This is a genomic window from Antarctobacter albus, from assembly GCF_900101505.1.
Taxonomy (GTDB): domain Bacteria; phylum Pseudomonadota; class Alphaproteobacteria; order Rhodobacterales; family Rhodobacteraceae; genus Antarctobacter; species Antarctobacter albus.
Genome location: NZ_FMZI01000001.1, coordinates 609,104 through 630,077, shown reverse-complemented (window position 1 = coordinate 630,077; position 20,974 = coordinate 609,104). Strand labels below are relative to the sequence as shown.

21 protein-coding genes are annotated in these 20,974 nt (G+C 64.6%); 12 read left to right on the top strand and 9 right to left on the bottom strand.

What is annotated here, in order from left to right; genetic code table 11:
- Positions 1 to 43 precede the first annotated feature (43 nt).
- Positions 44 to 1,309 (top strand): glutamate-5-semialdehyde dehydrogenase, encoded by a 1,266-nt coding sequence (locus tag BLQ71_RS03065; protein ID WP_074620656.1) that lies wholly within the window; start codon positions 44 to 46, stop codon positions 1,307 to 1,309.
- A gap of 21 nt (positions 1,310 to 1,330) precedes the next feature.
- On the opposite strand, the gene BLQ71_RS03060 is transcribed toward BLQ71_RS03065, so the two are convergent.
- Positions 1,331 to 1,936: a histidine phosphotransferase family protein gene (locus BLQ71_RS03060; protein ID WP_074620655.1), complete on the bottom strand. Its 606-nt coding sequence runs from the start codon at positions 1,934 to 1,936 to the stop codon at positions 1,331 to 1,333.
- A gap of 28 nt (positions 1,937 to 1,964) precedes the next feature.
- Here BLQ71_RS03060 and BLQ71_RS03055 point away from each other — a divergent pair, with 28 nt between their 5' ends.
- The 3 genes from BLQ71_RS03055 to olsA all read left to right on the top strand — a co-directional run bounded on the left by BLQ71_RS03055 (position 1,965) and on the right by olsA (position 3,891).
- Entirely contained in the window at positions 1,965 to 2,147 is a 183-nt protein-coding gene (locus tag BLQ71_RS03055) for a DUF3553 domain-containing protein (protein WP_043138605.1), read from the top strand.
- Between the two features lie 120 nt (positions 2,148 to 2,267).
- Entirely contained in the window at positions 2,268 to 3,026 is a 759-nt protein-coding gene (gene olsB / locus BLQ71_RS03050) for an L-ornithine N(alpha)-acyltransferase (RefSeq protein ID WP_074620685.1), read from the top strand.
- Positions 3,027 to 3,033: 7 nt separating this feature from the next.
- Positions 3,034 to 3,891 (top strand): lyso-ornithine lipid O-acyltransferase, encoded by an 858-nt coding sequence (olsA, locus tag BLQ71_RS03045; RefSeq protein WP_074620654.1) that lies wholly within the window; start codon positions 3,034 to 3,036, stop codon positions 3,889 to 3,891.
- A 149-nt stretch (positions 3,892 to 4,040) separates the two neighbouring features.
- Here the strand turns inward: olsA and BLQ71_RS03040 are convergent, their stop codons facing one another.
- The gene (locus BLQ71_RS03040; protein WP_074620653.1) at positions 4,041 to 4,667 is read right to left on the bottom strand and encodes a thiamine phosphate synthase; all 627 of its coding nucleotides are present in this window, start codon (positions 4,665 to 4,667) and stop codon (positions 4,041 to 4,043) included.
- A gap of 133 nt (positions 4,668 to 4,800) precedes the next feature.
- Between BLQ71_RS03040 and BLQ71_RS03035 the strand changes: the two genes are divergently transcribed.
- Positions 4,801 to 5,550: an RNA methyltransferase gene (locus tag BLQ71_RS03035; RefSeq protein WP_074620652.1), complete on the top strand. Its 750-nt coding sequence runs from the start codon at positions 4,801 to 4,803 to the stop codon at positions 5,548 to 5,550.
- Positions 5,551 to 5,621: 71 nt separating this feature from the next.
- Here BLQ71_RS03035 and BLQ71_RS03030 read toward each other — a convergent pair whose 3' ends face one another.
- From BLQ71_RS03030 to BLQ71_RS03020, 3 genes are all read right to left on the bottom strand, one after another.
- Positions 5,622 to 5,993 carry an SH3 domain-containing protein gene (locus tag BLQ71_RS03030; protein WP_043138614.1) on the bottom strand — a complete coding sequence of 124 codons (372 nt, stop codon included), beginning with the start codon at positions 5,991 to 5,993 and terminating at the stop codon, positions 5,622 to 5,624.
- Positions 5,994 to 6,237: 244 nt separating this feature from the next.
- A complete protein-coding gene (locus BLQ71_RS03025) occupies positions 6,238 to 6,555 on the bottom strand; it encodes an SH3 domain-containing protein (protein WP_074620651.1) in 318 nt (105 codons plus the stop codon).
- 282 nt (positions 6,556 to 6,837) lie between these two features.
- Entirely contained in the window at positions 6,838 to 7,188 is a 351-nt protein-coding gene (locus tag BLQ71_RS03020) for an SH3 domain-containing protein (RefSeq protein WP_074620650.1), read from the bottom strand.
- Between the two features lie 212 nt (positions 7,189 to 7,400).
- Between BLQ71_RS03020 and ctaA the strand changes: the two genes are divergently transcribed.
- The 3 genes from ctaA (at position 7,401) to BLQ71_RS03005 (ending at position 10,464) form a co-directional block, all read left to right on the top strand.
- The gene (gene ctaA, locus BLQ71_RS03015) at positions 7,401 to 8,546 is read left to right on the top strand and encodes a heme A synthase (protein WP_069208911.1); all 1,146 of its coding nucleotides are present in this window, start codon (positions 7,401 to 7,403) and stop codon (positions 8,544 to 8,546) included.
- A complete protein-coding gene (locus tag BLQ71_RS03010; protein WP_043138623.1) occupies positions 8,547 to 10,022 on the top strand; it encodes a carboxypeptidase M32 in 1,476 nt (491 codons plus the stop codon).
- Positions 10,023 to 10,149: 127 nt separating this feature from the next.
- The gene (locus tag BLQ71_RS03005) at positions 10,150 to 10,464 is read left to right on the top strand and encodes a hypothetical protein (protein ID WP_074620649.1); all 315 of its coding nucleotides are present in this window, start codon (positions 10,150 to 10,152) and stop codon (positions 10,462 to 10,464) included.
- 68 nt (positions 10,465 to 10,532) lie between these two features.
- Here BLQ71_RS03005 and BLQ71_RS03000 read toward each other — a convergent pair whose 3' ends face one another.
- Together BLQ71_RS03000 and gyrA are read right to left on the bottom strand one after the other, a co-directional pair.
- Positions 10,533 to 11,108, bottom strand: coding sequence for a hypothetical protein (locus BLQ71_RS03000; RefSeq protein WP_043138625.1), 576 nt, complete (start codon positions 11,106 to 11,108; stop codon positions 10,533 to 10,535).
- A 24-nt stretch (positions 11,109 to 11,132) separates the two neighbouring features.
- A complete protein-coding gene (gene gyrA, locus BLQ71_RS02995; protein WP_074620648.1) occupies positions 11,133 to 13,865 on the bottom strand; it encodes a DNA gyrase subunit A in 2,733 nt (910 codons plus the stop codon).
- Between the two features lie 193 nt (positions 13,866 to 14,058).
- On the opposite strand from gyrA, the gene BLQ71_RS02990 reads away from it, so the two are divergent.
- Positions 14,059 to 14,328: an usg protein gene (locus tag BLQ71_RS02990; protein WP_043138631.1), complete on the top strand. Its 270-nt coding sequence runs from the start codon at positions 14,059 to 14,061 to the stop codon at positions 14,326 to 14,328.
- A gap of 139 nt (positions 14,329 to 14,467) precedes the next feature.
- On the opposite strand, the gene BLQ71_RS02985 is transcribed toward BLQ71_RS02990, so the two are convergent.
- On the bottom strand, positions 14,468 to 15,019 hold the full coding sequence (locus tag BLQ71_RS02985) for a lipid-binding SYLF domain-containing protein (RefSeq protein WP_074620647.1): 552 nt from the start codon (positions 15,017 to 15,019) through the stop codon (positions 14,468 to 14,470).
- Between the two features lie 146 nt (positions 15,020 to 15,165).
- Entirely contained in the window at positions 15,166 to 16,164 is a 999-nt protein-coding gene (gene hemB / locus BLQ71_RS02980; RefSeq protein ID WP_043138637.1) for a porphobilinogen synthase, read from the bottom strand.
- Between the two features lie 119 nt (positions 16,165 to 16,283).
- Here hemB and BLQ71_RS02975 point away from each other — a divergent pair, with 119 nt between their 5' ends.
- From BLQ71_RS02975 to BLQ71_RS02965, 3 genes are all read left to right on the top strand, one after another.
- Positions 16,284 to 16,811 (top strand): hypothetical protein, encoded by a 528-nt coding sequence (locus BLQ71_RS02975; RefSeq protein WP_043138639.1) that lies wholly within the window; start codon positions 16,284 to 16,286, stop codon positions 16,809 to 16,811.
- A 53-nt stretch (positions 16,812 to 16,864) separates the two neighbouring features.
- Positions 16,865 to 20,344 carry a transcription-repair coupling factor gene (gene mfd / locus BLQ71_RS02970; protein ID WP_074620646.1) on the top strand — a complete coding sequence of 1,160 codons (3,480 nt, stop codon included), beginning with the start codon at positions 16,865 to 16,867 and terminating at the stop codon, positions 20,342 to 20,344.
- A 176-nt stretch (positions 20,345 to 20,520) separates the two neighbouring features.
- Positions 20,521 to 20,973 carry a TadE/TadG family type IV pilus assembly protein gene (locus BLQ71_RS02965; protein ID WP_069208904.1) on the top strand — a complete coding sequence of 151 codons (453 nt, stop codon included), beginning with the start codon at positions 20,521 to 20,523 and terminating at the stop codon, positions 20,971 to 20,973.
- The last annotated feature ends 1 nt before the right edge of the window (position 20,974 follow it).

The window sequence follows — 20,974 nt, the reverse complement described above, 5'->3', positions numbered from 1 at the left end:
CACTACTAAAGACGCAGACACTTCTGGCCAGAGGGTTCTTCCCATGAAAGATCTCGAGAACATTCCCGCCCTGATGCAGGACATCGGTGAAAAGGCGCGTGCCGCCGCTGCGGAGCTGGCCTTTGCCCCAGCCGAGGCCAAGCGCAAGGCGTTGGAGATCGCGGCGGACAAGCTGTGGGAGGCGCGCGCGCAGGTGATCGAGGCCAACGCCCGCGATCTCGATTTCGGTGCCGAGAAAGGTCTCAGCAAGGCCATGATGGACCGGCTGATGCTGGACGAGGCGCGCATCCAGGGGATCTGTGACAGCCTGCGGTCCGTCGCGGCGCAGGACGATCCCGTGGGCAAGGTCATCGAGGAATGGGACCGCCCCACCGGCCTTCATATCCAGCGGGTGCGCACGCCGCTTGGCGTCGTCGGCGTAATCTATGAATCGCGGCCCAACGTGACGGCGGATGCCGGCGCGCTCTGCCTCAAGGCGGGCAACGCGGTGATCCTGCGCGGCGGGTCCGAGAGCTTTCATTCCTCGGGCGCGATCCATGCCTGCCTGGTCGAGGGGCTGCGCGCCGCGGGTCTGCCGGACGCCGCAATCCAGCTGGTGCCGACGCGTGACCGTGCGGCTGTCAGCGAGATGTTGAAGATGACCGATACCATCGACGTGATCGTGCCGCGCGGCGGCAAGGGGCTGGTCGGGCTGGTGCAGCGCGAGGCGCGGGTGCCGGTCTTTGCCCACCTCGAGGGGATCGTGCACATCTACATCGACAAGGAGGCCGATCCGGTCAAGGCGCTGTCTGTCGTGCGCAATGCAAAAACCCGGCGTACCGGCATCTGCGGCGCCGCCGAATGCCTGCTGATCCACCGCGACGTGGCCGAGACCATCGGCCAGGGCGTGATCCGCGCCCTGCTGGAGGCTGGGGTCGAAGTGCGTGCAGACGCCGAATTGCAGACCATCCCGGGCACCGTGCCAGCCAGTGCCGAGGATTGGGGCCAGGAATACCTCGACAGCATCATCGCCGCACGGGTCGTCGAGGACATCGACGAGGCCATCGCCCATATCCGCAAGTACGGGTCGAACCATACCGACGCCATCCTGACCGAGGACGACGCGGCGGCGGCGCGTTTCTTTGAACGGCTCGATTCGGCGATCCTGATGCGCAATGCCTCGACCCAGTTCGCCGATGGCGGAGAGTTCGGTATGGGCGCGGAGATCGGCATTGCCACCGGCAAGATGCACGCGCGCGGCCCGGTGGGGGCCGAGCAGCTGACCAGCTTCAAGTACCTGGTGACCGGGGACGGGACGGTGCGGGCCTGAGGCCCGCACCTGCGCGACTGGTCAGGCGATCTTGATCGTGATGGAGTCGTCGGCCGGGGTGGCATAGATTTTCTGCCCCGCCGCCTCTGCCTGGATCGGCAAGAGCACGAAATGCACACGGTCGGCGCCCGGCCAGTCGGAAGGCGCATTGCCATTCAGGTGATCCCAGTGTCGGGGGTCCGCGGCGATGCGCGGTCCGGTGGCCTGCAAGGTCCAGCCCGCCGCGTCGCGATCGACACGCAGCGTACCCCCATGCGGCAGCGCGCTTTCGCAGCAGAGATAGGCGAGGAAGGCCAGTTGCACCTGGATCCGGGGCAGGTCCTCCTGCGGGGTCCAATCCACCTGCAGCTTGCCGCCCTTGCCCAGGGCCGCCAGGGTGGACGCGATCTCTCTTCGGCCCATCATCTGTTGTTCACCGGCCTGGCCAAAGGCGACACGAAAGAAGCGGATGCGCGCCGCCGCGCTTTCGCAACTGTCCTGGATCAGCGCCATTTCCGGACTCAGGTCGGTTGGCCCCGCAAGGGCGATCAGCTCCAGCCCGTTCTGGATGGCGCCGATGGGACTGATAAGATCGTGGCACAGTCGCGAACCGACCAGGGCTGCGAGGTGGGCGTGGGACTGGGACATGGCAATCTCCGATCTGGAGGATACAGGAATGAAAGAACTCAACTCGTTACTCGAACCTGGAATGCTGGTGAGGCATCCCGAACAGCCCGACTGGGGCACAGGGCAGGTGCAGTCCAACATCGGGGGCCGGATCACCGTCAACTTTCGGGAACAGGGCAAGGTCGTGCTGGACAGTGCCCGGGTCTCGCTGCTCCCCGTTCATGATGGTTAACCTAGTCGGCCACAGGTTGATGAATGGTTAACCAAGGTTAGGTCGTGACCGCAAGCGTTGCACTTGCTGGCCCGCTTGCCTATGACCGACCGGCAGGTCCGACCGCAGCGCTTGGGAGAGATGACAGTGACAGAGGCCTTCTCGGTCCGGCTGGCGAAAGATGCCGAGGATATCGCCGCGGCACAGCGCCTGCGCTACGATGTCTTCGTGACGGAACTGGGCGGCGACGGAGCGCTGGTCGACCACGAGGCGCGGCTGGAACGCGACCGGTTCGACCCCTTCTTCGATCATCTCCTGGTCTGCGATGACAGCAAGGGCGGTGCCGTGGTTGGTGTCTATCGCCTGTTGCGTGATGATCAGGCCGCCGTGGCCGGACAATTCTATTCCGAGGACGAATACGATCTGACCGCCCTCAGGACCAGCGGCCGCCGCCTGCTGGAGTTGGGCCGCTCTTGCCTGCATCGCGATTACCGGGGCGGGGCCGCCATGTTCCACCTCTGGCAGGGATTGGCGAGTTACGTCCTCGACCACGGGATCGAGGTTCTCTTTGGTGTTGCCAGTTTCCACGGGACGGAGGTGGACAAGCTGGCCGAGCCGCTCTCTCTCTTGCATCACCGTCACCTGGCGCCGCCCGAGCTGCGCCCGAGGGCCCGTGCGTTCCAGTCGATGAACCTGCTGGCAGAGGACCAGATCGACCGCCGCCGCGCCATGTTGCAGGTGCCGGCGCTGATCAAGGCCTACCTGCGGCTGGGGGGATGTGTGGGCGAGGGCGCCTTTGTCGATCAATCCTTCAACACCGTGGATGTCTGCCTGGTGATGGACACCGCGCGGATGACAGATCGCCAGCGCGCGCTCTACACCCAGGAACGCGCCACGTGAGGCGGCCATGAGCCAGACCTGGAACGGCGCCGAGGAGCCGGACTGGCCCCTGATCGACACCCGTGGCTGGCTGCGCATCGCCTGGCGCGCGCCGCTCATGGCGCTGGTGATCTTCGGGTGCCTGGCACTGCTCTTGCTGGTGCGGCTGGTCGAAAGGCCGCTGTGCGGGACCGGGCGACCCGTGACGCCGCATATCACCCGTTTTGTCTGTCGCACTGTCCTGCTGATCATGGGATTGCCGGTCGAGATGCGTGGGCAGCGCATGAAGGGGCCGGGCGCCATCGTGGCCAACCACACGTCCTGGCTTGATATTTTCGTGCTGAACAGCCGCAAGACGATCTATTTCGTCTCAAAGGCCGAGGTGGCGGCATGGCCCGGGATCGGCTGGCTGGCGCGGGCGACGGGCACGCTGTTCATCAATCGCGACCGCCGAGAGGCGCAGGCGCAGACGCAGGCATTCGAGGACCGGTTGCTGAACGGGCACCGGCTGCTGTTCTTTCCAGAGGGCACTTCGACCGACGGGCTGCGGGTGCTGCCCTTCAAGACGACGCTGTTCGCGGCCTTCTATTCGGAACGCCTGCATCACCGCTTGCAGGTGCAGCCGGTGAGCGTGGTTTATCATCCGCCGCAGGGGGCGCATCCCCGGTTCTATGGCTGGTGGGGCGACATGGATTTCGGGGCCTCGCTGCTCCGCATTCTAGCGGCACCGCGACAGGGCCGCGTGGTGCTGAACTACCATCCGCCGGTCCGAGTGGACGACTTCGCCAACCGCAAGAGCCTGGCGCACGCGCTGGAGATCCGGGTCCGCGAGGGGCACACGGCGGAACTGGGGCCTGTAGCGCCGGAGTTGCTTGGCAGAGAGTAACACGGTGTCGGGGGACGTTCGGGACTCGGTCCCTTTCAGGGACCATCGCCCGCCCGCCACCCCTCGATCTGGGCCGTCGTTCTGCGGATGGCGGTCAGGGTTCCCGGACTCTCCTGGACACAGATCCTGAGGGCGTCAATCGGGAGGTGTCAGCCGCGCATGGCGTCGCGCAGGGACTGCAGGGCGGCCAGCGGATCTTCCTCGCGCCAGATTTCCTCGCCGATGGCAAAGAAATCCGTGACCGGGGCAAGACTGCGGACAAGTTCGGGCGTCAAGCCGCCTTCGGCAACGACGGGGACCTCGATCATCTCGGTCCACCATGCGAAGAGCTCGTGCTCGGCCACTTCGCCATCGCCCAATGCGCCCGAGACCGGGCCGAAGGCGACGTAATCGGCGCCGTGTTCGCCGGCGGTCATGCCGTCATGGCGCGACTGGTGGCACCAGGCGCCGACGATGGCATCCGGGCCGAGGGTCTTGCGCGCCGTGCGCACCGACCGGGCCCCGTCGACAAGGTGGACGCCGTCGAGGCCAAGCCGGTCGGCCAGCATGACATGGGTGTCGATCACCAAAGCCACGTCGACCCGGTGCGCGACCTCGCGCACGGCATCCGCGGCGCGCATCAACCGGTCCTCGTCGCGGGTGGCCAGGCTCAGGCGCAGGCAGGCGGTCTCGACCTCGCCCAGCACGCGGGTCAGCCGGTCGGGAAATGTGCCCAGATCGAACTCTGGCGGCGTGACCAGGTAGATCTGCGGGGCATCGGGATCTTGGGTCGTCATGGTGCTCTCCTGAACCGAAGGTCCTCATAACGCGGCTTTGCAGCCATTGCACCCGGGTTTTTCACCTCTCGCCAAGGCTTGCCCCCGGCGCGGAGGGGCATTACCCCTCCGCCGATCCGACGGAGAGAGCGACATGGCGACAGGCACCCCCCAACCGGCATTCGTGCTGGTGCGGCCCCAGATGGGCGAGAACATCGGCGCGGCGGCGCGGGCAATGTGGAATTTCGGCCTGGACCGGATGCGGATCGTCGATCCGCGCGACGGCTGGCCCAATTCCAAGGCGGTGGCCATGTCGAGCGGCGCCGGGCGCCTGCTGGACGAGGCGCAGCTGTCAGAGAATGTGCCGGGGGCGATCGGGGATTGTTCCTTCGTGCTGGCCACCACGGCCCGGCCCCGTGACCTGACCAAGACGATCTGGACCCCCGAGGCGGCGATGGCCGAATGCGCGCGCCGAATCGCGGGCGGCGAGAAAGTGGCGGTGATATTCGGCCCGGAACGCGCGGGGCTGGAAAACGAGGACATCGCTCCCTGCAACGGCATCATCTCGGTGCCGGTGAACCCCGAGTTTGCCTCGCTGAACCTTGCGCAATGCGTCCTGCTCTGTGCCTACGAATGGCGCCGGGCGAGCGCGGAGATGCCCGAAGTCGCAGAGTCCCTGGCCGGAACGGAACTGGCCCTGCAGCACGAGGTCGACCACCTGGCGCGCCACTACGAGGACCGGATGGAAGAGGCGGGGTTCTTCTTTCCGGCGCACAAGGCCGAGAGCATGAAGGTCAACCTGCGCAACATGTGGTCACGCCTGCCGCTGACCCGGGCCGAGGTGCAGATGCTGCACGGAATGATGCGCCAGGTGGTGCGCTGGAGAAACAAGAAAGCGGACTGATCCGTGGGGGATCAGTCCGCCAGAAGGCCGGGCCGGCCAGGGAGGACAACCGGCGCCGGGATGGGCCGCGGTCAGTAGTTGCCGCCGCCCGAGTAACCGCCGGAATAGCCACCCGAGTAGCCCTTCTTCTTGGGCGGCGTGTAGGTATTCTTCGGCGCGGTATAGGTGTTTTTCGGCGGGGTGTAGGTGCAGGCGTAGTTCAGGATGTAGTCGCCATGCACCCAGTAGTACTGGCCCTGGTACTGGATCTGCACCCAGCCGTATTGCGTGTCATAGGTGTCAAGCGCGGTGCAGGGGCTGAAGGTGCCCACGACCGGGTAGTTCTGGCCCGGTCCGGTGCGGTAGTTCAGGTGGTTCTGGCCGACCCAGGCCTGCCCGGCCGAAGCGGCGGAGGCGGCGAGCGTTGCGGCGGCGACGGCAGCGGAGATGAGGAAGGTCTTCATGGGATAGGTCCTTTGGGGTCTATATTCTTATGGCATGAGCCGGTGATCGGATATTCGTTAACCTGTGGACCCAAGATAAACCTTGCCCGCCCGGGCCATAAGTCAGGCATTCCTGACCGCCTTGCCGGCCTGGTCCGGACGCCCGTTGTCCCCGTAAACCAAAAGGACCGATCCGCGAGGGGATCGGTCCTGGGGAGGGGCGCCGGTCCGGGAGGAGGAGACCGGCGCCAAGGGGAGGAAGGGATCAGTAGTTGTAGTAGTGGTTCTTCTGCTTGTGGCCCCAGGACTTCTTCTTGGGCTGCCAGTGGCAGGAATGGTTGCTCAGGTACTTGGACGAAACCCAGTAGTAGTTGTGCTGGAACTTCACCTTGGCCCAGCCGTGCTTGTAGGCGACGATGTGGACCGGGGTGCAAGGATTGAAGACGCCAAGCACCTGGTAATGCGTGCTGGGACCCGAACGCGCGTTCAGGGGGGTCTTGCCGACCCAGGCCTGGGTGGCCGAAGCGGCCGAGGCGGTCATGGCGGTTGCGGCGACGATGGCGGAGAGAATGAGCTTTTTCATCGGTCTGGTCCTTTGAACTAAGTCTTTGATCTGTCGTGTTTGCTGGTCTTCGTGGTCGTCTTGTTCCGTGACACCAACCTATGACTTTCGCGGTGCGGGCATAAGTCAGGCATTCCTGACGGAGGTATTCCCGACCCTGTGGTGCAGCAGAAACCGGTTTCCAGGGACCCGGAGAGTGCGCAGCGATCGGAACAAGAAAAAACGGACCGATCCGTTAGGATCGGTCCGCGAGGGGAGGTGGCGCCGGCCAGGGAGGAGAAACCGGCGCCCGGGAGGAAGGGATCAGTAGTTGTAGTAGTGGTTCTTGTGGCCCCAGTGCTGCTTCTTGTGGCCCCAGTGCTGCTTTTTCGGGGTCCAGTGGCAGGCGTGGCCCTGCACGTAGTCGGCCTTCACCCAGTAGTAGTTGTGGTTGAAGTAGACTTTGTACCAGGTCGGGTTGCCATAGTAATCGCGGGTGAACTTCACCACATGCACCGGGGTGCAGGGCTTGAACACGCCCAGCTTGTGATACTGGACACCGGGGCCGGAACGGGCGTTCAGGTGGTTGTTGCCGATCCATGCCTGGGTGGCCGAGGCGGCCGAGGCGGTCATTGCAGTTGCGGCGATGATGGCGGAAAGAATGAGCTTTTTCATGGGTCTGGTCCTTCGGGTCGATGGTCTGGCGGGGTCTGGTGTCTTGGTGGTCGTCTTCGTTAACCTGTGCCCATAATTTACGGTTTGCCCCTGCATTTCATAAGTCAGGCATTCCTGACGGAGGTATTCCGGACCCCGCGACATGCCGCAGGGGGGCCGCTTGAAGGCCCCGGTCGGGCGCTCTACTGTCCGGTCAAAATGCGGAGGCTGGGATGGCAGAGAAACGCAAGCTGTTCGAGGAAGTGAGCGAGGGCACGCAGAAACCGGCGGCCCCGGCAGGCGGCATGATCGACGCGGGGAAACGCGGGGCGCGCGGTGCGGTGCGCCTCTGGCTGATGCTGCTTTTCCTGTTGGTGGTGGTGATGATCGCGGTCGGTGGGCTGACACGTTTGACGGATTCCGGCCTGTCGATCACCGAGTGGAAACCGATCACAGGGGCGCTGCCGCCGTTGAACGCGGCCGAGTGGGATGCCGAGTTCGAGAAATACAGGCAGATCCCCGAGTACCAGCTGCAGAACAAGGGCATGTCGCTGTCCGAGTTCAAGACGATCTATTGGTGGGAATGGGGTCATCGCCAACTTGGCCGGGTGATCGGCCTTGTCTGGGCCCTGGGCTTTTTCGGATTTCTTCTGGCCAAGGCAATCCCACCGGGCTGGACAGGGCGGTTGCTGGGCCTGGGGGCCCTGGGTGGACTGCAGGGGGCCATCGGCTGGTGGATGGTGTCTTCGGGCCTGGGCGGCGAAATGCTGGACGTGGCCTCCTATCGCCTGGCAACGCACCTGGGGCTTGCCTTTGTCATCCTCGGGCTGATCGCCTGGTACGTCTATCATCTGACCTACGAGGAACGCGCCCTGATGCAGGCCCGGCGCAGCGCCGAGCCAAAGCTGTTCTCGATGGCAACGGGGCTGATGCATTTCGCCTTTCTGCAGATCCTGCTGGGCGCGCTGGTGGCCGGGATCGACGCGGGCCGCAGTTATAACGACTGGCCGCTGATGGGCGGCGAGGTGTTCCCCTCGAACGCCTTCGACTTCGAGCCGCTCTGGCGGAACTTCTTCGAGAATGCCGGGCTGGTGCAGTTCATGCACCGTGTCACGGGCTATCTGCTGTTTGCCTTCGGTGTCGTGGTCTGGCTGCGCGCGCGGCGGTCCGCCAACCGGGATACGCGCTTCCGTTTCAACGCTGTTTTTGCCGTCTTGTTCGTGCAGGTTGTGCTGGGTATCGTCACGGTTGTGTATGCCGCGCCCTGGCATATTGCCATCGTGCATCAGCTGGGGGCGGTCGCACTATTGGCACTGATATTGCGGGCGCGGTTTGCCGCGCGCTATCCCGCACCACAAAGCATAAGAGGCACGAGCTGAATGAGTGCATACGACGATTTGATGGCCTTCCAGCGCGACACCGAGGCGCTGGCGCAGGTCGCGGGACGGTTGAGCTGGGATCAGGAAACCATGATGCCGCGCGGGGCGGCAGACCAGCGCAGCGATGAACGCGCCGCGATGGAGGCGATCCTGCACCAGCGTCGCACAGACCCGCGCATCGGGGACTGGCTGGCGGCGATCGCTGAGGAAAACCTCGATCCGGTCGCCCGCGCGCAGCTGCGCCACATCCGGCGCAGCCATGACCGCAGCGTGCGTGTGCCCGAACGGCTTGCCTCGGAAATTGCCCGCATGGTCAGCCGCAGCCACGTGATCTGGGCCGAGGCGCGGGCGGATGACGATTTTGCGGCTTTTGCCCCGGCGCTGAAAGAGGTCATCGCACTGAGGCAAGAGGAAGGCGCTGCGCTGGCCGCGGGTGGCGATGTCTATGACGCGCTGCTGGATGACTATGAACCCGGTGCCAAGGCCGCCGACCTTGAGGCGATGTTCGGCGCCCTGCGGCCCCGGCTGGTCGCGCTGCGCGAGGCCGTGCTGGCGAAACCGGCACCACAGGGCCTGTCCGGTGCCTTTGACGAGGCCGGGCAGATGAAACTGGCCCGCCTGCTGGCCAAGACCTTTGGCTATGACATGCGGCGGGGCAGGGTGGACAAGGCGGTGCACCCGTTCAGCTCCGGCTCGGGTGACGATGTGCGCATCACCACGCGCACCATGCCGCTGGAACCGTTCAACTGTTTCTACTCGACGATCCACGAGGTCGGCCACGGCAGCTATGAACAGAACATCGACCCGACCTACCGCCTGACGCCGCTGGGGGCAGGGGTCTCGATGGGGGTGCATGAAAGCCAGAGCCGGATCTACGAGAACCAGCTGGGCCGCTCGCGCGCCTTCACCGGCTGGCTCTATGGCCAGATGCGGGACACCTTCGGGGATATCGGCATCGCCGACGAAGACGGGTTCTATGCCGCGGTCAACAAGGTGCGCAACGGCTATATCCGGACCGAGGCGGACGAGCTGCAATACAACCTGCACGTCCTGTTGCGCTTTGACCTGGAACGGGCGCTGATTTCCGGCGACCTGCAGGTCGATGACCTGGAAACCGCTTGGAATGACCGTTTCCTGGCCGATTTCGGGTTCGCGGTGGACAAGCCCTCGGACGGGGTTCTGCAGGACGTGCACTGGTCCGCCGGTCTGTTCGGCTATTTCCCGACCTATTCGCTGGGCAATGTCTATGCAGGCTGCCTTTACAAGGCGCTGCGCGATGCCGTGCCCGGGCTGGACGGGCAATTGGCACAGGGCGATACCTCGGGCGCCACGGACTGGTTGCGAGACAACCTTCAGCAGCATGGCGGCCTCTACACCCCGCGCGAGGTGATCGAGAAGGCCAGTGGCGCGGCCCCCTCAGAGGCGCCGCTGCTCGACTATCTCGAAGAGAAGTTCAGCGCCATCTACGGACTTTGATAAGGGCGCGCGCGGGTGTCTTCCCAGGCCCGCGCGTCCTGATCCACGCCGCGCGTTTTTCCCGTTTCGGCCCCGGCGGCGCTTTGGCACGACAGGGATCGTTGAACCAGTCAGTGGAGTAACGATCATGAAACAGATTCTCTTGGCCACGGGCCTCTGCGCCGGTCTAGCACAGCCTGCCCTTGCCCAGGCCACGACCGAGGCCCGGGTGATCGGTCCGTCCGGCGTGCCTGTCTACACGGTGCAGGTGCTGGGCGCCAACGGTGTCACCTACAATTGTCGCCCCGACACCGAAGAGCGTGAAGGGCAGGTCCTGCGCTTTTGCCGCCGAGTCGATGGTGCGGCGGTCGCCGATGGTGACCCCTTTGCACTGGCCCCGGCGATCATCGCGGGCGGTGTGCTGGCGGTGCTTGCCGTGGGCTCGGCCTCGGGCACGGATTGAAACCGGCAATGCAAAAGGGCGGGACCGCGATTGCGGCCCCGCCCTTTTGCATTTGGAATGAACGCGGATCAGCTGTTGGGGTAGATAAACGCCTTGCGCGCGGATTCGAGATTGCCGAGACCCCGGTTGATCGCAGGGATCGCCCGGTTGACCAGTTGGGCCACCTGCGGGCGCAGGGCAGACCGGGCGTCCTGGTCCGGCGCCGTGCTCAGGATCCTGTAGGCCTGCGAGAAATCGTCGGACTGGCTGCGATAGGCCTCGATCAGGGCGCGGGCCTCGGTCAGGAACTCCGTGCGGCCCGGCTGCGACTCTTCCTGCGAGGCCAGCCTGTTGACCAGGTCGCTGGCTTCGTCCGCACGTTTGACCATGCTCTCGCCGCAGGACTCGCTGAACATCAGCGCGGTTCTGGGCGTGGTTGTCGGCAGATCGAAACTCCCGGTCGACAGGCCAACGAACCAGTCGGTGCAATCGCGCGACCGACCGTCAAAGGAGTTGATCAGCTTAATGACCCGGTTGGCGTCATTCTTGCGGTCGTTCTGTGCCTCGATCCTCTGGTTCTGCTGGTAGCGTTCGTAACGTGCGTACATGAAGAATACACCCGCGCCAAAGGCCACCAGCGTAATCAGGAGTGAAATGATGCGCATGGCGCCGGAAATCCCTAGTCTGTTTTAGTCCTGCTCGGTTTCGGTGTCCGTCTCGCCCTGATCGGCGATCCAGGCCACGGAAACCACGGTTTCACCCGTGCCGGTGTTGAAGACCCTGACCCCGCCCGCGCTGCGCGACCGGAAGGAAATGCCGTCCACCGGCACGCGGATCGACTGACCGGTCGACGTAGCAAGCATGATCTGGTCGTCAAGCTCGACCGGGAAGGAGGCGACGATTTCGCCGCCGCGCATCGATTTCTCCCAGGCGGTGACGCCCATGCCACCCCGGCCGCGCACCGGGTAGTCATGGCTCGACGACAGCTTGCCCAGGCCTTTGGCGGTGATCGTCAGGATCAGGTTTTCCGCCGCCGACATCTGCGCATAGCGTTCCTGCGTGATGGCGCTGTCGGCATTGCCTTCCTCTTCTTCGGGGGGCTCGGCCTCGTCGGTCAGCCCGGCCATCGCGCGCCGCATCTTGAGGTAGGAGGCACGTTCGTCCGATGTGGCATCGAAATGGCGGATCACCGACATCGAGACGACCTCGTCGCCATTGGAGAGGCGGACGCCGCGCACGCCGGTGGAATTGCGCGAGTTGAAGACGCGGACCTCGGGCACGGGGAAACGGATCGCCCGGCCAGAGTTCGTCACCAGCATGACGTCGTCATCCTCGGAGCAGATGCGCGCGTTGATCAGGCGCATGTCCTCATCCTCGAACTTCATCGCGATCTTGCCGTTGCGCATGACGTTGGTGAAATCCGACAACTTGTTTCGGCGCACGCTGCCCTTGTTGGTGGCAAAGACGATCTGCAGGTCGTCCCAGTCTGCCTCGGGCCGGTCGACGGGCATGATCGCCGCAATCGAGACACCCGACGGGATCGGCAGGATGTTGACGATGGCCTTGCCCTTGGAGGTCCGCCCGCCCAGCGGCAGGCGCCATGTCTTGAGCTTGTAGGCCATGCCATCGGTGGTGAAGAACAGAAGCTGCGTGTGCGTATTGGCGACAAAGAGCGTGGTGACAACGTCGTCGTCCTTGGTCGACATCCCGGACAGGCCCTTGCCGCCGCGCTTCTGGGCGCGGAAATCGGCCAGGGCGGTGCGCTTGATGTAACCGGACTGGGTCACGGTGACGACCATGTCTTCGCGTTCGATCAGGTCCTCGTCTTCGAGGTCGCCGGCCCATTCGGTGATCTCGGTCCGGCGCGGCACCGCGAATTCGTTGCGGATCTCGGTCATCTCGTCCTTGATGATGCCCATGATGCGCTCGCGCGAGGACAGGATGTCGAGGTAATCCTTGATCTTGGCGGCCAGGTCTTCGAGTTCGTCGGTGACTTCCTTGACGCCCAGCTGGGTCAGGCGCTGCAGGCGCAGCTCCAGGATGGCCCGGGCCTGGGTTTCGGACAGGTTGTACGTGCCGTCCTCGTTGGCCTTGTGGGTCGGATCGTCGATCAGCGCGATATAGGGCAGGATCTCTTCTGCCGGCCAACGACGTTCCATCAGGCGCTGGCGTGCCTCGGGGGCATCCGCGCTGGAGCGGATCGTGGCGACGACCTCGTCGACGTTCGACACGGCAACGGCCAGACCGCAGAGGATGTGCGACCGTTCGCGGGCCTTGCGCAGCAGGTAGGCGGTGCGCCGCGCCACCACGTCTTCGCGGAAGTCGATGAAAGCGCTGAGAAACCCGTACAGCGTCAGTTGCTCGGGCTTGCCGCCGTTCAGCGCCAGCATGTTGCAGCCAAAGCTGACCTGCATCGGCGTAAAGCGGAACAGCTGGTTCAGCACCACCTCGGCGGTGGCGTCGCGTTTGAGTTCGACCACCACGCGCACACCGTCGCGGTCGGATTCGTCCTGAACGTGGGCGATGCCCTCGATCTTCTTGTCGCGCGCGGCCTCTGCGATGCGCTCGATCATCGTGGCCTTGTTCACCTGGTAGGGGATCTCGTCGATGACGATGGCATAGCGATCCTTGCGGATCTCCTCGATCCGGGTCTTGGCGCGGATGATGACGCTGCCGCGGCATTCCAGGTAGGCCTTGCGCGCGCCCGAGCGGCCAAGGATCACGCCCCCGGTCGGGAAGTCCGGGCCGGGGATGTATTCGATCAGTTCCTCGGTCGACATGTCCGGGTTTTCGATCAGCGCCAGCGTCGCGTCGATCACCTCGCCCAGGTTGTGGGGCGGAATCCGGGTTGCCATGCCGACGGCGATGCCCTCGGCGCCGTTGACCAGCACGTTGGGATAGCGCGCGGGCAGGACCGTGGGTTCACGTTCCTTGCCGTCGTAGTTGTCTTGGAAATCAACGGTTTCCTTGTCGATATCCGTCAGCAGGGCCAGCGCGGATTTCGCCAGGCGGCTTTCGGTGTAACGCATGGCGGCGGGCGGGTCGCCGTCCATCGAGCCGAAGTTGCCCTGGCCGTCGATCAGCGGCAGCGACATGGAGAAATCCTGCGCCATCCGCACAAGCGCGTCGTAGATCGCGGAATCGCCGTGCGGGTGATAGTTGCCCATCACCTCGCCGACGGATTTCGCGGACTTCCGATAGGCCTTGTCGGGCGTGTAATTGCCCTCGTACATGGCGTAGAGGATGCGCCGGTGCACAGGTTTTAACCCGTCGCGCAGATCCGGAATCGCGCGGCTGACGATGACCGACATGGCGTAGTCGAGGTAGCTCGACTTCATCTCGTTTTCGATCGAGATCGAGGGGCCGCGCGGCGCCGGACGATTTTCGTCTGTATTTTCAGGGGGTTCGGGCGTATCGCTCACGTCAGGGGCCTGTCAGTTGATCTGCCATATCTTGTTGAGGGGTGTATATCAGAGACTATCTGTAGGGTGCAATGGCGGCCCGGGGGCGCATTTTGGCAGCCAGCGGTAACGTCTGCTAACACACTGTTTTTATTGATAAGTAAAGATTTGCTTGGCAGCATTTACCTACGAGTTGTCAAACGAGGTAAAAACGATGCAGGAGTCCGAAACCGAGCTGATGCTCAAGGGGTATGGCCTGACCACGGCCGAGTTCTTTTATCACATGCCCGATTACGCCCATGTCCTGAACACCTTTATCTGGCAGGACTACGACCTGGCGCCGGATCATCCCCGGCTGTTCGAGTTCATCGAGTTCTGGCACGACGAGATCGAGGGGCCGTTGCACTCGGTCCGGTTCACCCATCGCAAGATGATCTCGCCGGGCGAATGGCGCAACGTGGTGGGTGAATTCCGCTATCATTGAGCGGAGGCCGGCGGCCGTGATTTTTGTACAAAACGTACGTTTTGTACGTCGATTCCGGCAAAACGTACAACGCGTTAGGCTTTTGGAAAGACATCGGGAAACGGGCGGTCCGTGATCGGGCCGCCCCTGGGCCCGGGTGTCAGGGAATGATGCGGGTGTATTTCACGCCTTCCAGGGTCGCGCCGACGCGCAGACCGGCCTGGCCAAAGATCACCGCGATCACCGGGGCCAGCGAGGTGGTGGTTTCCGCCGCCAGCGTCTCTCCGCGTTCCAGCACCGCGTATTCCAGGTTCGCCCCCGCGGCGAAGCCGGGCGAGCGGCGGAAGGTTTCCATCGCGCTGTTGGTCATGAAGAACAGGACGTGCGAATACTGTTGCGCGCCGATCTGCAACCCGCCCGAGGCCTTGGCGACCGAGTAGTAGTCCACCGAGGCACCGTTGATCCGCAGGGCACCGCGGCCATAGCCGCCGCCGAACCCGAGACCCGCCTCCGTCACCACCGGCATGACCAGCATGCCGACGGATTTCGCCGCAAGGTCGCGGGTGGCCGGGTAATCGCCGTAAAGGCGCGCCAGGGTCTGGTCGACGCGCGCGTCGATGCGGGCATCGCCGCCGCTTCCGACGCCGTTGCATGCGCCCAGTGCCAGCGTGGCACCAAGCCCGAAGGTCACATTACGTCTGTTGAGTGTCATGGGTCCGCCTGTTCCTAGAATAGCCTCAAGTCCGGCTGTCTCGCCGGTTGCGGCGCAATATAGGCAGGGGGGCAAGGGTTGTCACGACATGTTGTGGCCTTTCGGCAAGAGACCGCACGGAAGCCTCTTGCCGACAGGGGAAGGGATCACCCGTTCAGCAGGCGGGCCGCCTCGGGCGCGAAATAGGTCAGTACCCCGTCGCAGCCCGCGCGCTTGAAGCTCATCAGGCTTTCCATCATGGCCTTTTCGCCATCGACCCAGCCGCGTTCGCCTGCGCCCGCGATCATCGCGTATTCGCCGGAGACCTGGTAGGCAAAGGTGGGCGCGCCGAACATCTCGTGCGCGCGGCGGCAGATGTCCAGGTAGGGCATCCCCGGTTTCACCATGATCATGTCCGCGCCCTCGGCCAGGTCGCGGGCGATCAGGCGCATGGCCTCGTCGGAATTGCCCGGGTCCTGTTGGTAGGTCTTCTTGTCGCCCTTCAGCGCGCCCGAGGCGCCGACCGCGTCGCGGAACGGCCCGTAGAAGGCCGAGGCGTATTTCGCGGCATAGCTCAGCAGCAGCACGTTCTGGTGGCCCGCGCCCTCCAGCGCGCTGCGCAGGGCGCCGATGCGCCCGTCCATCATGTCGGAGGGACCGATGATGTCGGCGCCGGCGTCCGCCTGGCTGAGGGCCTGTTTCACCAGCGCCTCGACGGTGCGGTCGTTGACGATCTCGCCATCTTCGACAAAACCGTCATGGCCGTTGATGTTGTAGGGGTCCAGCGCGACGTCGGTCATCACCGCGATGTCGGGCGCCGCCGCCTTGATCGCACGGGTGGCGCGGTTGCTGAGGTTTTCCGGGTTCCAGGCCTCGGCGCAATCCTCTGTCTTGAGCGCGGGATCGGTGTAGGGAAAGAGGCAGATCGCCGGGATCCCCAGCGCCTGCGCCTCGACCGCGGCCTCTGCCACCTTGTCCACCGACAGGCGGTTGACGCCGGGCATCGAATGGATCGGCTCCACCACGCCCTCGCCGTCGCGGACGAAGACCGGCCAGATGAAATCCGCCGGGCTGAGCGTGGTTTCCTGAACCAATGCGCGGATCGCGGGGGTGCGGCGCAGGCGGCGCAGGCGGGTGGCGGGGAAGGGGGCAAAGGTCGGCTGCATCGGGCGCTCCGTCATTGGTCGGCCAAGGGATGCACCCGAGCGCGCGGGCTTGTCCAGCCCCCTCTGGGCATTTGGATTGGCCCGCGCTATGAGGCGGGTCACAGGCAAGGACAGGGCACATGGACTGGTACGATACCGTATTCGAGCTGATCGACCTTCGCAGCTTTTCGAACCTGTGGTTCTGGATCGTCCTTGCCGTGCTCTGGTCCTCGACCAGCCACTGGGTCATGGGCGTGCCCTATGACATGGTCGCCCGCGCCCGCCGCAACGGCGGGCAGGCGGCGCAGGATCTCGAGGACCTGGTGCGCATCAACACCAACCGCCTGCTGTTCATCGCCGAGGAATCCGGCCTCTGGGTGGTGGCGATCGGATCGGCCTTCCTGTCGGGCGTGGCGATCCTCGGGTTCTACCCGGGCTACTGGATCGAGTTCGCGCAGGCCGTCTTTCTGCTGGCCTTTCCGATGACGCTGGTGGGGCTGCTCAGCGTGCGGTCGGCCCGCCTGATCCGTGAAGGCGAGGGCGAGGGAGAGGCGCTGTGGCGGCGTCTGCGCATCCACCGGATGCTGACGCAGCTCATCGGGATGGTGTCGATCTTTGTCACCGCGCTGTGGGGGATGTACATGAACCTGACGGTCCTGCCCTTCTGATCCGCCCAAAGGGCAGGTTGACGCCGGTCGCGCAGCGCGCCATTTGAGCCTCCATGACAGAGCAGCGGATCATCATGGGCGGCGCGCCCGAGGGCTTTGACGCCCGGCTGGTGCTGCGTGAGGTGGACAAGGCCAAGGGGCCGGTCATCCATATCGCGCGCGACGACAAGCGGCTGGCGGCCATGCGCGATGCGCTGGCCTTCTTTGCGCCGGACATGCCGGTGGTGCACTTTCCGGCCTGGGACTGCCTGCCTTATGACCGGGTTTCACCCAATGCCGACATCTCTGCCGCGCGCATGGCGACGCTGGCGGGGCTGGTGCATGGCGGGCCGTCGCGGTTCGTCCTGCTGACGACGCTCTCTGCGGCGATGCAATACCTGCCCGCGCGTGAGGTGCTGCGCGAGGCGGCCTTTGCCGCCCGTGTCGGTGACCGCGTGGACGAGGCGGGCCTGCGCGCCTTTCTGGTCCGGATGGGGTTCAGCCAGGCGCCGACCGTGACCGAACCGGGCGATTACGCGGTGCGGGGCGGCATCATCGACATCTACCCGCCGGGCGACGGCGGGCCGGTGCGGCTGGATTTTTTCGGCGACGTCCTGGACGGCGCGCGGCGGTTCGATCCGGTCAGCCAGCGCACGACCGAGAAACTGGACGTGGTCGAACTGGCGCCGGTGTCCGAGGTCATCCTCGACGAGGCGGCGATCACGCGGTTCCGGCAGAACTACCGGATCGAATTCGGCGCGGCGGGGACCGACGATCCGCTCTACGAGGCGGTCAGCGCGGGGCGCAAACATGCGGGTGTCGAACACTGGCTGCCCTTCTTCCACGCGCGGCTGGAAACCCTGTTCGATTACCTGCCCGCTGCGCCCGTTCTGATGGACGATCAGCTGACGCCTTCGCGCCTGTCGCGCTGGGACAGTATCGCCGATCAGTACGAGACTCGCCGCCACGCCCTGAGCCAGAAAAAGACCCTTGGCAGCACGGTTTACAAGCCGATCCCGCCCGAAACCCTCTACCTGGACGATGGCGCCTGGGAAGCGGCGCTGGAGGGCAAGCGTCAGGTGCAGTTCCACCCGCTGCCGCAGGCCAGCGGGCCGGGCGTGGTGGATGCGGGAGGGCGCATCGGGCGCAATTTCTCGCCCGAGCGCCAGCAGGAAAACATCAGCCTCTTCAAGACGCTGGCCGATCATGTTCAGAAATGCCTGCAGGACGGGCCGGTGGTCATCGCTTCCTACTCGGAGGGCGCGCGGGAACGTCTGACCGGCCTGATCGAGGACGAGGGTCTGGCGGAGGCGATCCCCGTTGCCAACGGCACGCGGATCGACAAGCGCGGGCTGCACCTGGCGGTCTGGTCGCTGGAGGCGGGCTTTGTCGCGCCCTGGGACCCTGCGGGCGACAAGGGACGCCTGACCGTCATCTCGGAACAGGACGTTCTGGGCGACCGGCTGATCCGACAGCCCAAGAAACGCCGCAAGGCCGAGAATTTCATCACCGAGCACCAGTCGCTGAGCCCCGGCGACCTGGTGGTGCACGTCGATCACGGCATCGGTCGCTACCTTGGGCTGGAGGTCGTCACCGCCGCCGGCGCCGCGCATGAATGCCTGACGCTGGAATATGCCGAAGGGGCCAAGCTGTACCTGCCGGTCGAGAACATCGAACTGCTGTCCAAGTATGGCCATGACGAGGGTCTGCTGGACAAGCTGGGCGGCGGCGCATGGCAGGCCAAGAAGGCCAAGCTGAAACAGCGCATCCGCGAGATGGCCGACCGCCTGATCCGGATTGCTGCCGAGCGCGCCCTGCGCAAGGCCCCGATCATGGACCCGCCGGCGGGGGCCTATGAATCCTTTGCCGCGCGTTTCCCCTACCAGGAAACCGACGACCAGCTGCGTGCCATCGAGGACGTGATGGAGGACATGCACTCGGGTCAGCCGATGGACCGTCTGATCTGCGGCGACGTGGGGTTCGGCAAGACCGAGGTCGCCATGCGGGCGGCCTTTGTCGCGGCCATGTCGGGGGTGCAGGTGGCGGTGATCGCACCCACGACGCTCTTGGCGCGCCAGCACTACAACAGCTTTGCCGAACGGTTCCGGGGCTTTCCGCTGGAGGTCAATCCGCTGTCGCGGTTTGTCTCCTCCCGGCAGGCGGCGCTGACCCGCGACGGGATTTCCAAGGGCACCGTCGATATTGCCGTCGGCACGCACGCGCTGCTGGCCAAGGGCATCCGGTTCAACAACCTGGGCCTGCTGATCATCGACGAGGAACAGCGGTTCGGGGTGCAGCACAAGGAACGGCTGAAACAGCTGCGCTCGGACATCCACGTCCTGACGCTGACCGCCACGCCGATCCCGCGCACGCTGCAGCTGTCTTTGACAGGCGTGCGCGACCTGTCGGTCATCGGCACGCCGCCGGTCGACCGCCTGTCGATCCGCACCTATGTGTCCGAATTCGACCCGGTGACGATCCGCGAGGCGCTGTTGCGCGAGCATTACCGGGGCGGGCAGAGCTTTTTCGTCGTCCCGCGCCTGAGCGATCTGCCGGAGGTCGAGGAGTTCCTGAAGGAACAGGTGCCCGAGGTGTCCTACGTCGTCGCGCATGGCCAGATGGCGGCGGGCGAATTGGACGACCGCATGAACGCCTTTTACGACGGGCGCTATGACGTGCTGTTGGCGACGACCATCGTGGAATCCGGTCTGGACATCCCAACCGCCAACACGATGGTGGTGCATCGCGCCGATATGTTCGGCCTCAGCCAGCTTTACCAGATACGGGGCCGCGTGGGCCGGTCCAAGACCCGCGCCTATGCCTATCTGACCACGAAACCCCGTATGAAACTGACCCAGACGGCGGAAAAGCGGCTGCGGGTGCTGGGCAGCATCGACACCCTGGGGGCGGGCTTCAGCCTTGCCTCGCAGGACCTGGACATTCGCGGCGCCGGGAACCTGCTGGGCGAGGAACAGTCGGGCCAGATGCGCGACGTGGGCTACGAGTTGTACCAGTCGATGCTGGAAGAGGCGATTGCCAAGATCCGCGCTGGCGAGATGGATGGCCTGTCCGAGGCGGACGATCAATGGGCGCCGCAGATCAACCTTGGCGTGCCGGTGCTGATCCCCGAGGATTACGTGCCCGATCTGGACGTACGCCTGGGCCTGTATCGCCGCTTGTCGGGGCTGACCACCAAGGTCGAACTGGAAGGCTTTGCCGCCGAGCTGATCGACCGTTTCGGCAAGCTGCCGCGCGAGGTGAACACACTGCTTCTGGTGGTTCGGATCAAGGCCATGTGCAAGAAGGCCGGCATTGCCAAGCTGGACGGGGGCCCCAAGGGCGCCACGATCCAATTCCACAACGACAAGTTCGCCTCGCCCCAGGGGCTGGTCGAATTCATCAAGGCACAGGATGGACTTGCCAAGGTGCGCGACAACAAGATCGTGGTGCGCCGCGATTGGAAACGTGACAAGGACAAGATCCAGGGCGCCTTTGCCATAGCGCGTGATCTGGCCGAAAAGGTTGTCGCCGAAAAGAAGAAGGCCAAGGCCTGAGACAGGCCCTGGCCCCGGCTTTTCCCGCGATTTTCGATAGCGCCAACCGCGACCGGGGCAATGCCCAAAGATGCATCCCGGATAACAATTCACATTTCAGCCACATTCCTGACGCCCGAGGACCGTATTTTTCCTACAACCTGAAATTGATGTTTCTCAAATTCAGGATAAGTGGCATGTTGGTTTCCACGGCAAGAACACGGGTCCTTCGGCTCGTTAAGGATGAACAGGGCAGCTCGACGGTCGAGTTCTCGATCCTCTTTCCGGGGCTGATCTTCCTGATCGCCGGGTGCATCTGGTTGTCGGTCTACGTCATCACCATCGGCAACGTGCAGCAATTGACCTACGAGGTCGCGCGACAGGCCCTACAGCATCGGGTCGCGGCGCCGGATCACCCCGCGCTGTGCCGCCAGGTGGGGGATGTTCTGGTCCCCGAGATGGTCACCACTCTGACGCTGATCGACCCCGACAAGATCACGGGCCTGTCCTGTTCCCCCGCCGAGATACCGGGGTGGAGCCGGGTGACGCTGACCTATGACGCCTCGAGCATCGGGTTCTCCCCCCTGATCCGGGCCTTCAACGGCGGCTCTGACGTGATCGTCGGCCGTGCCCTCATCATGGGAGGCTGAC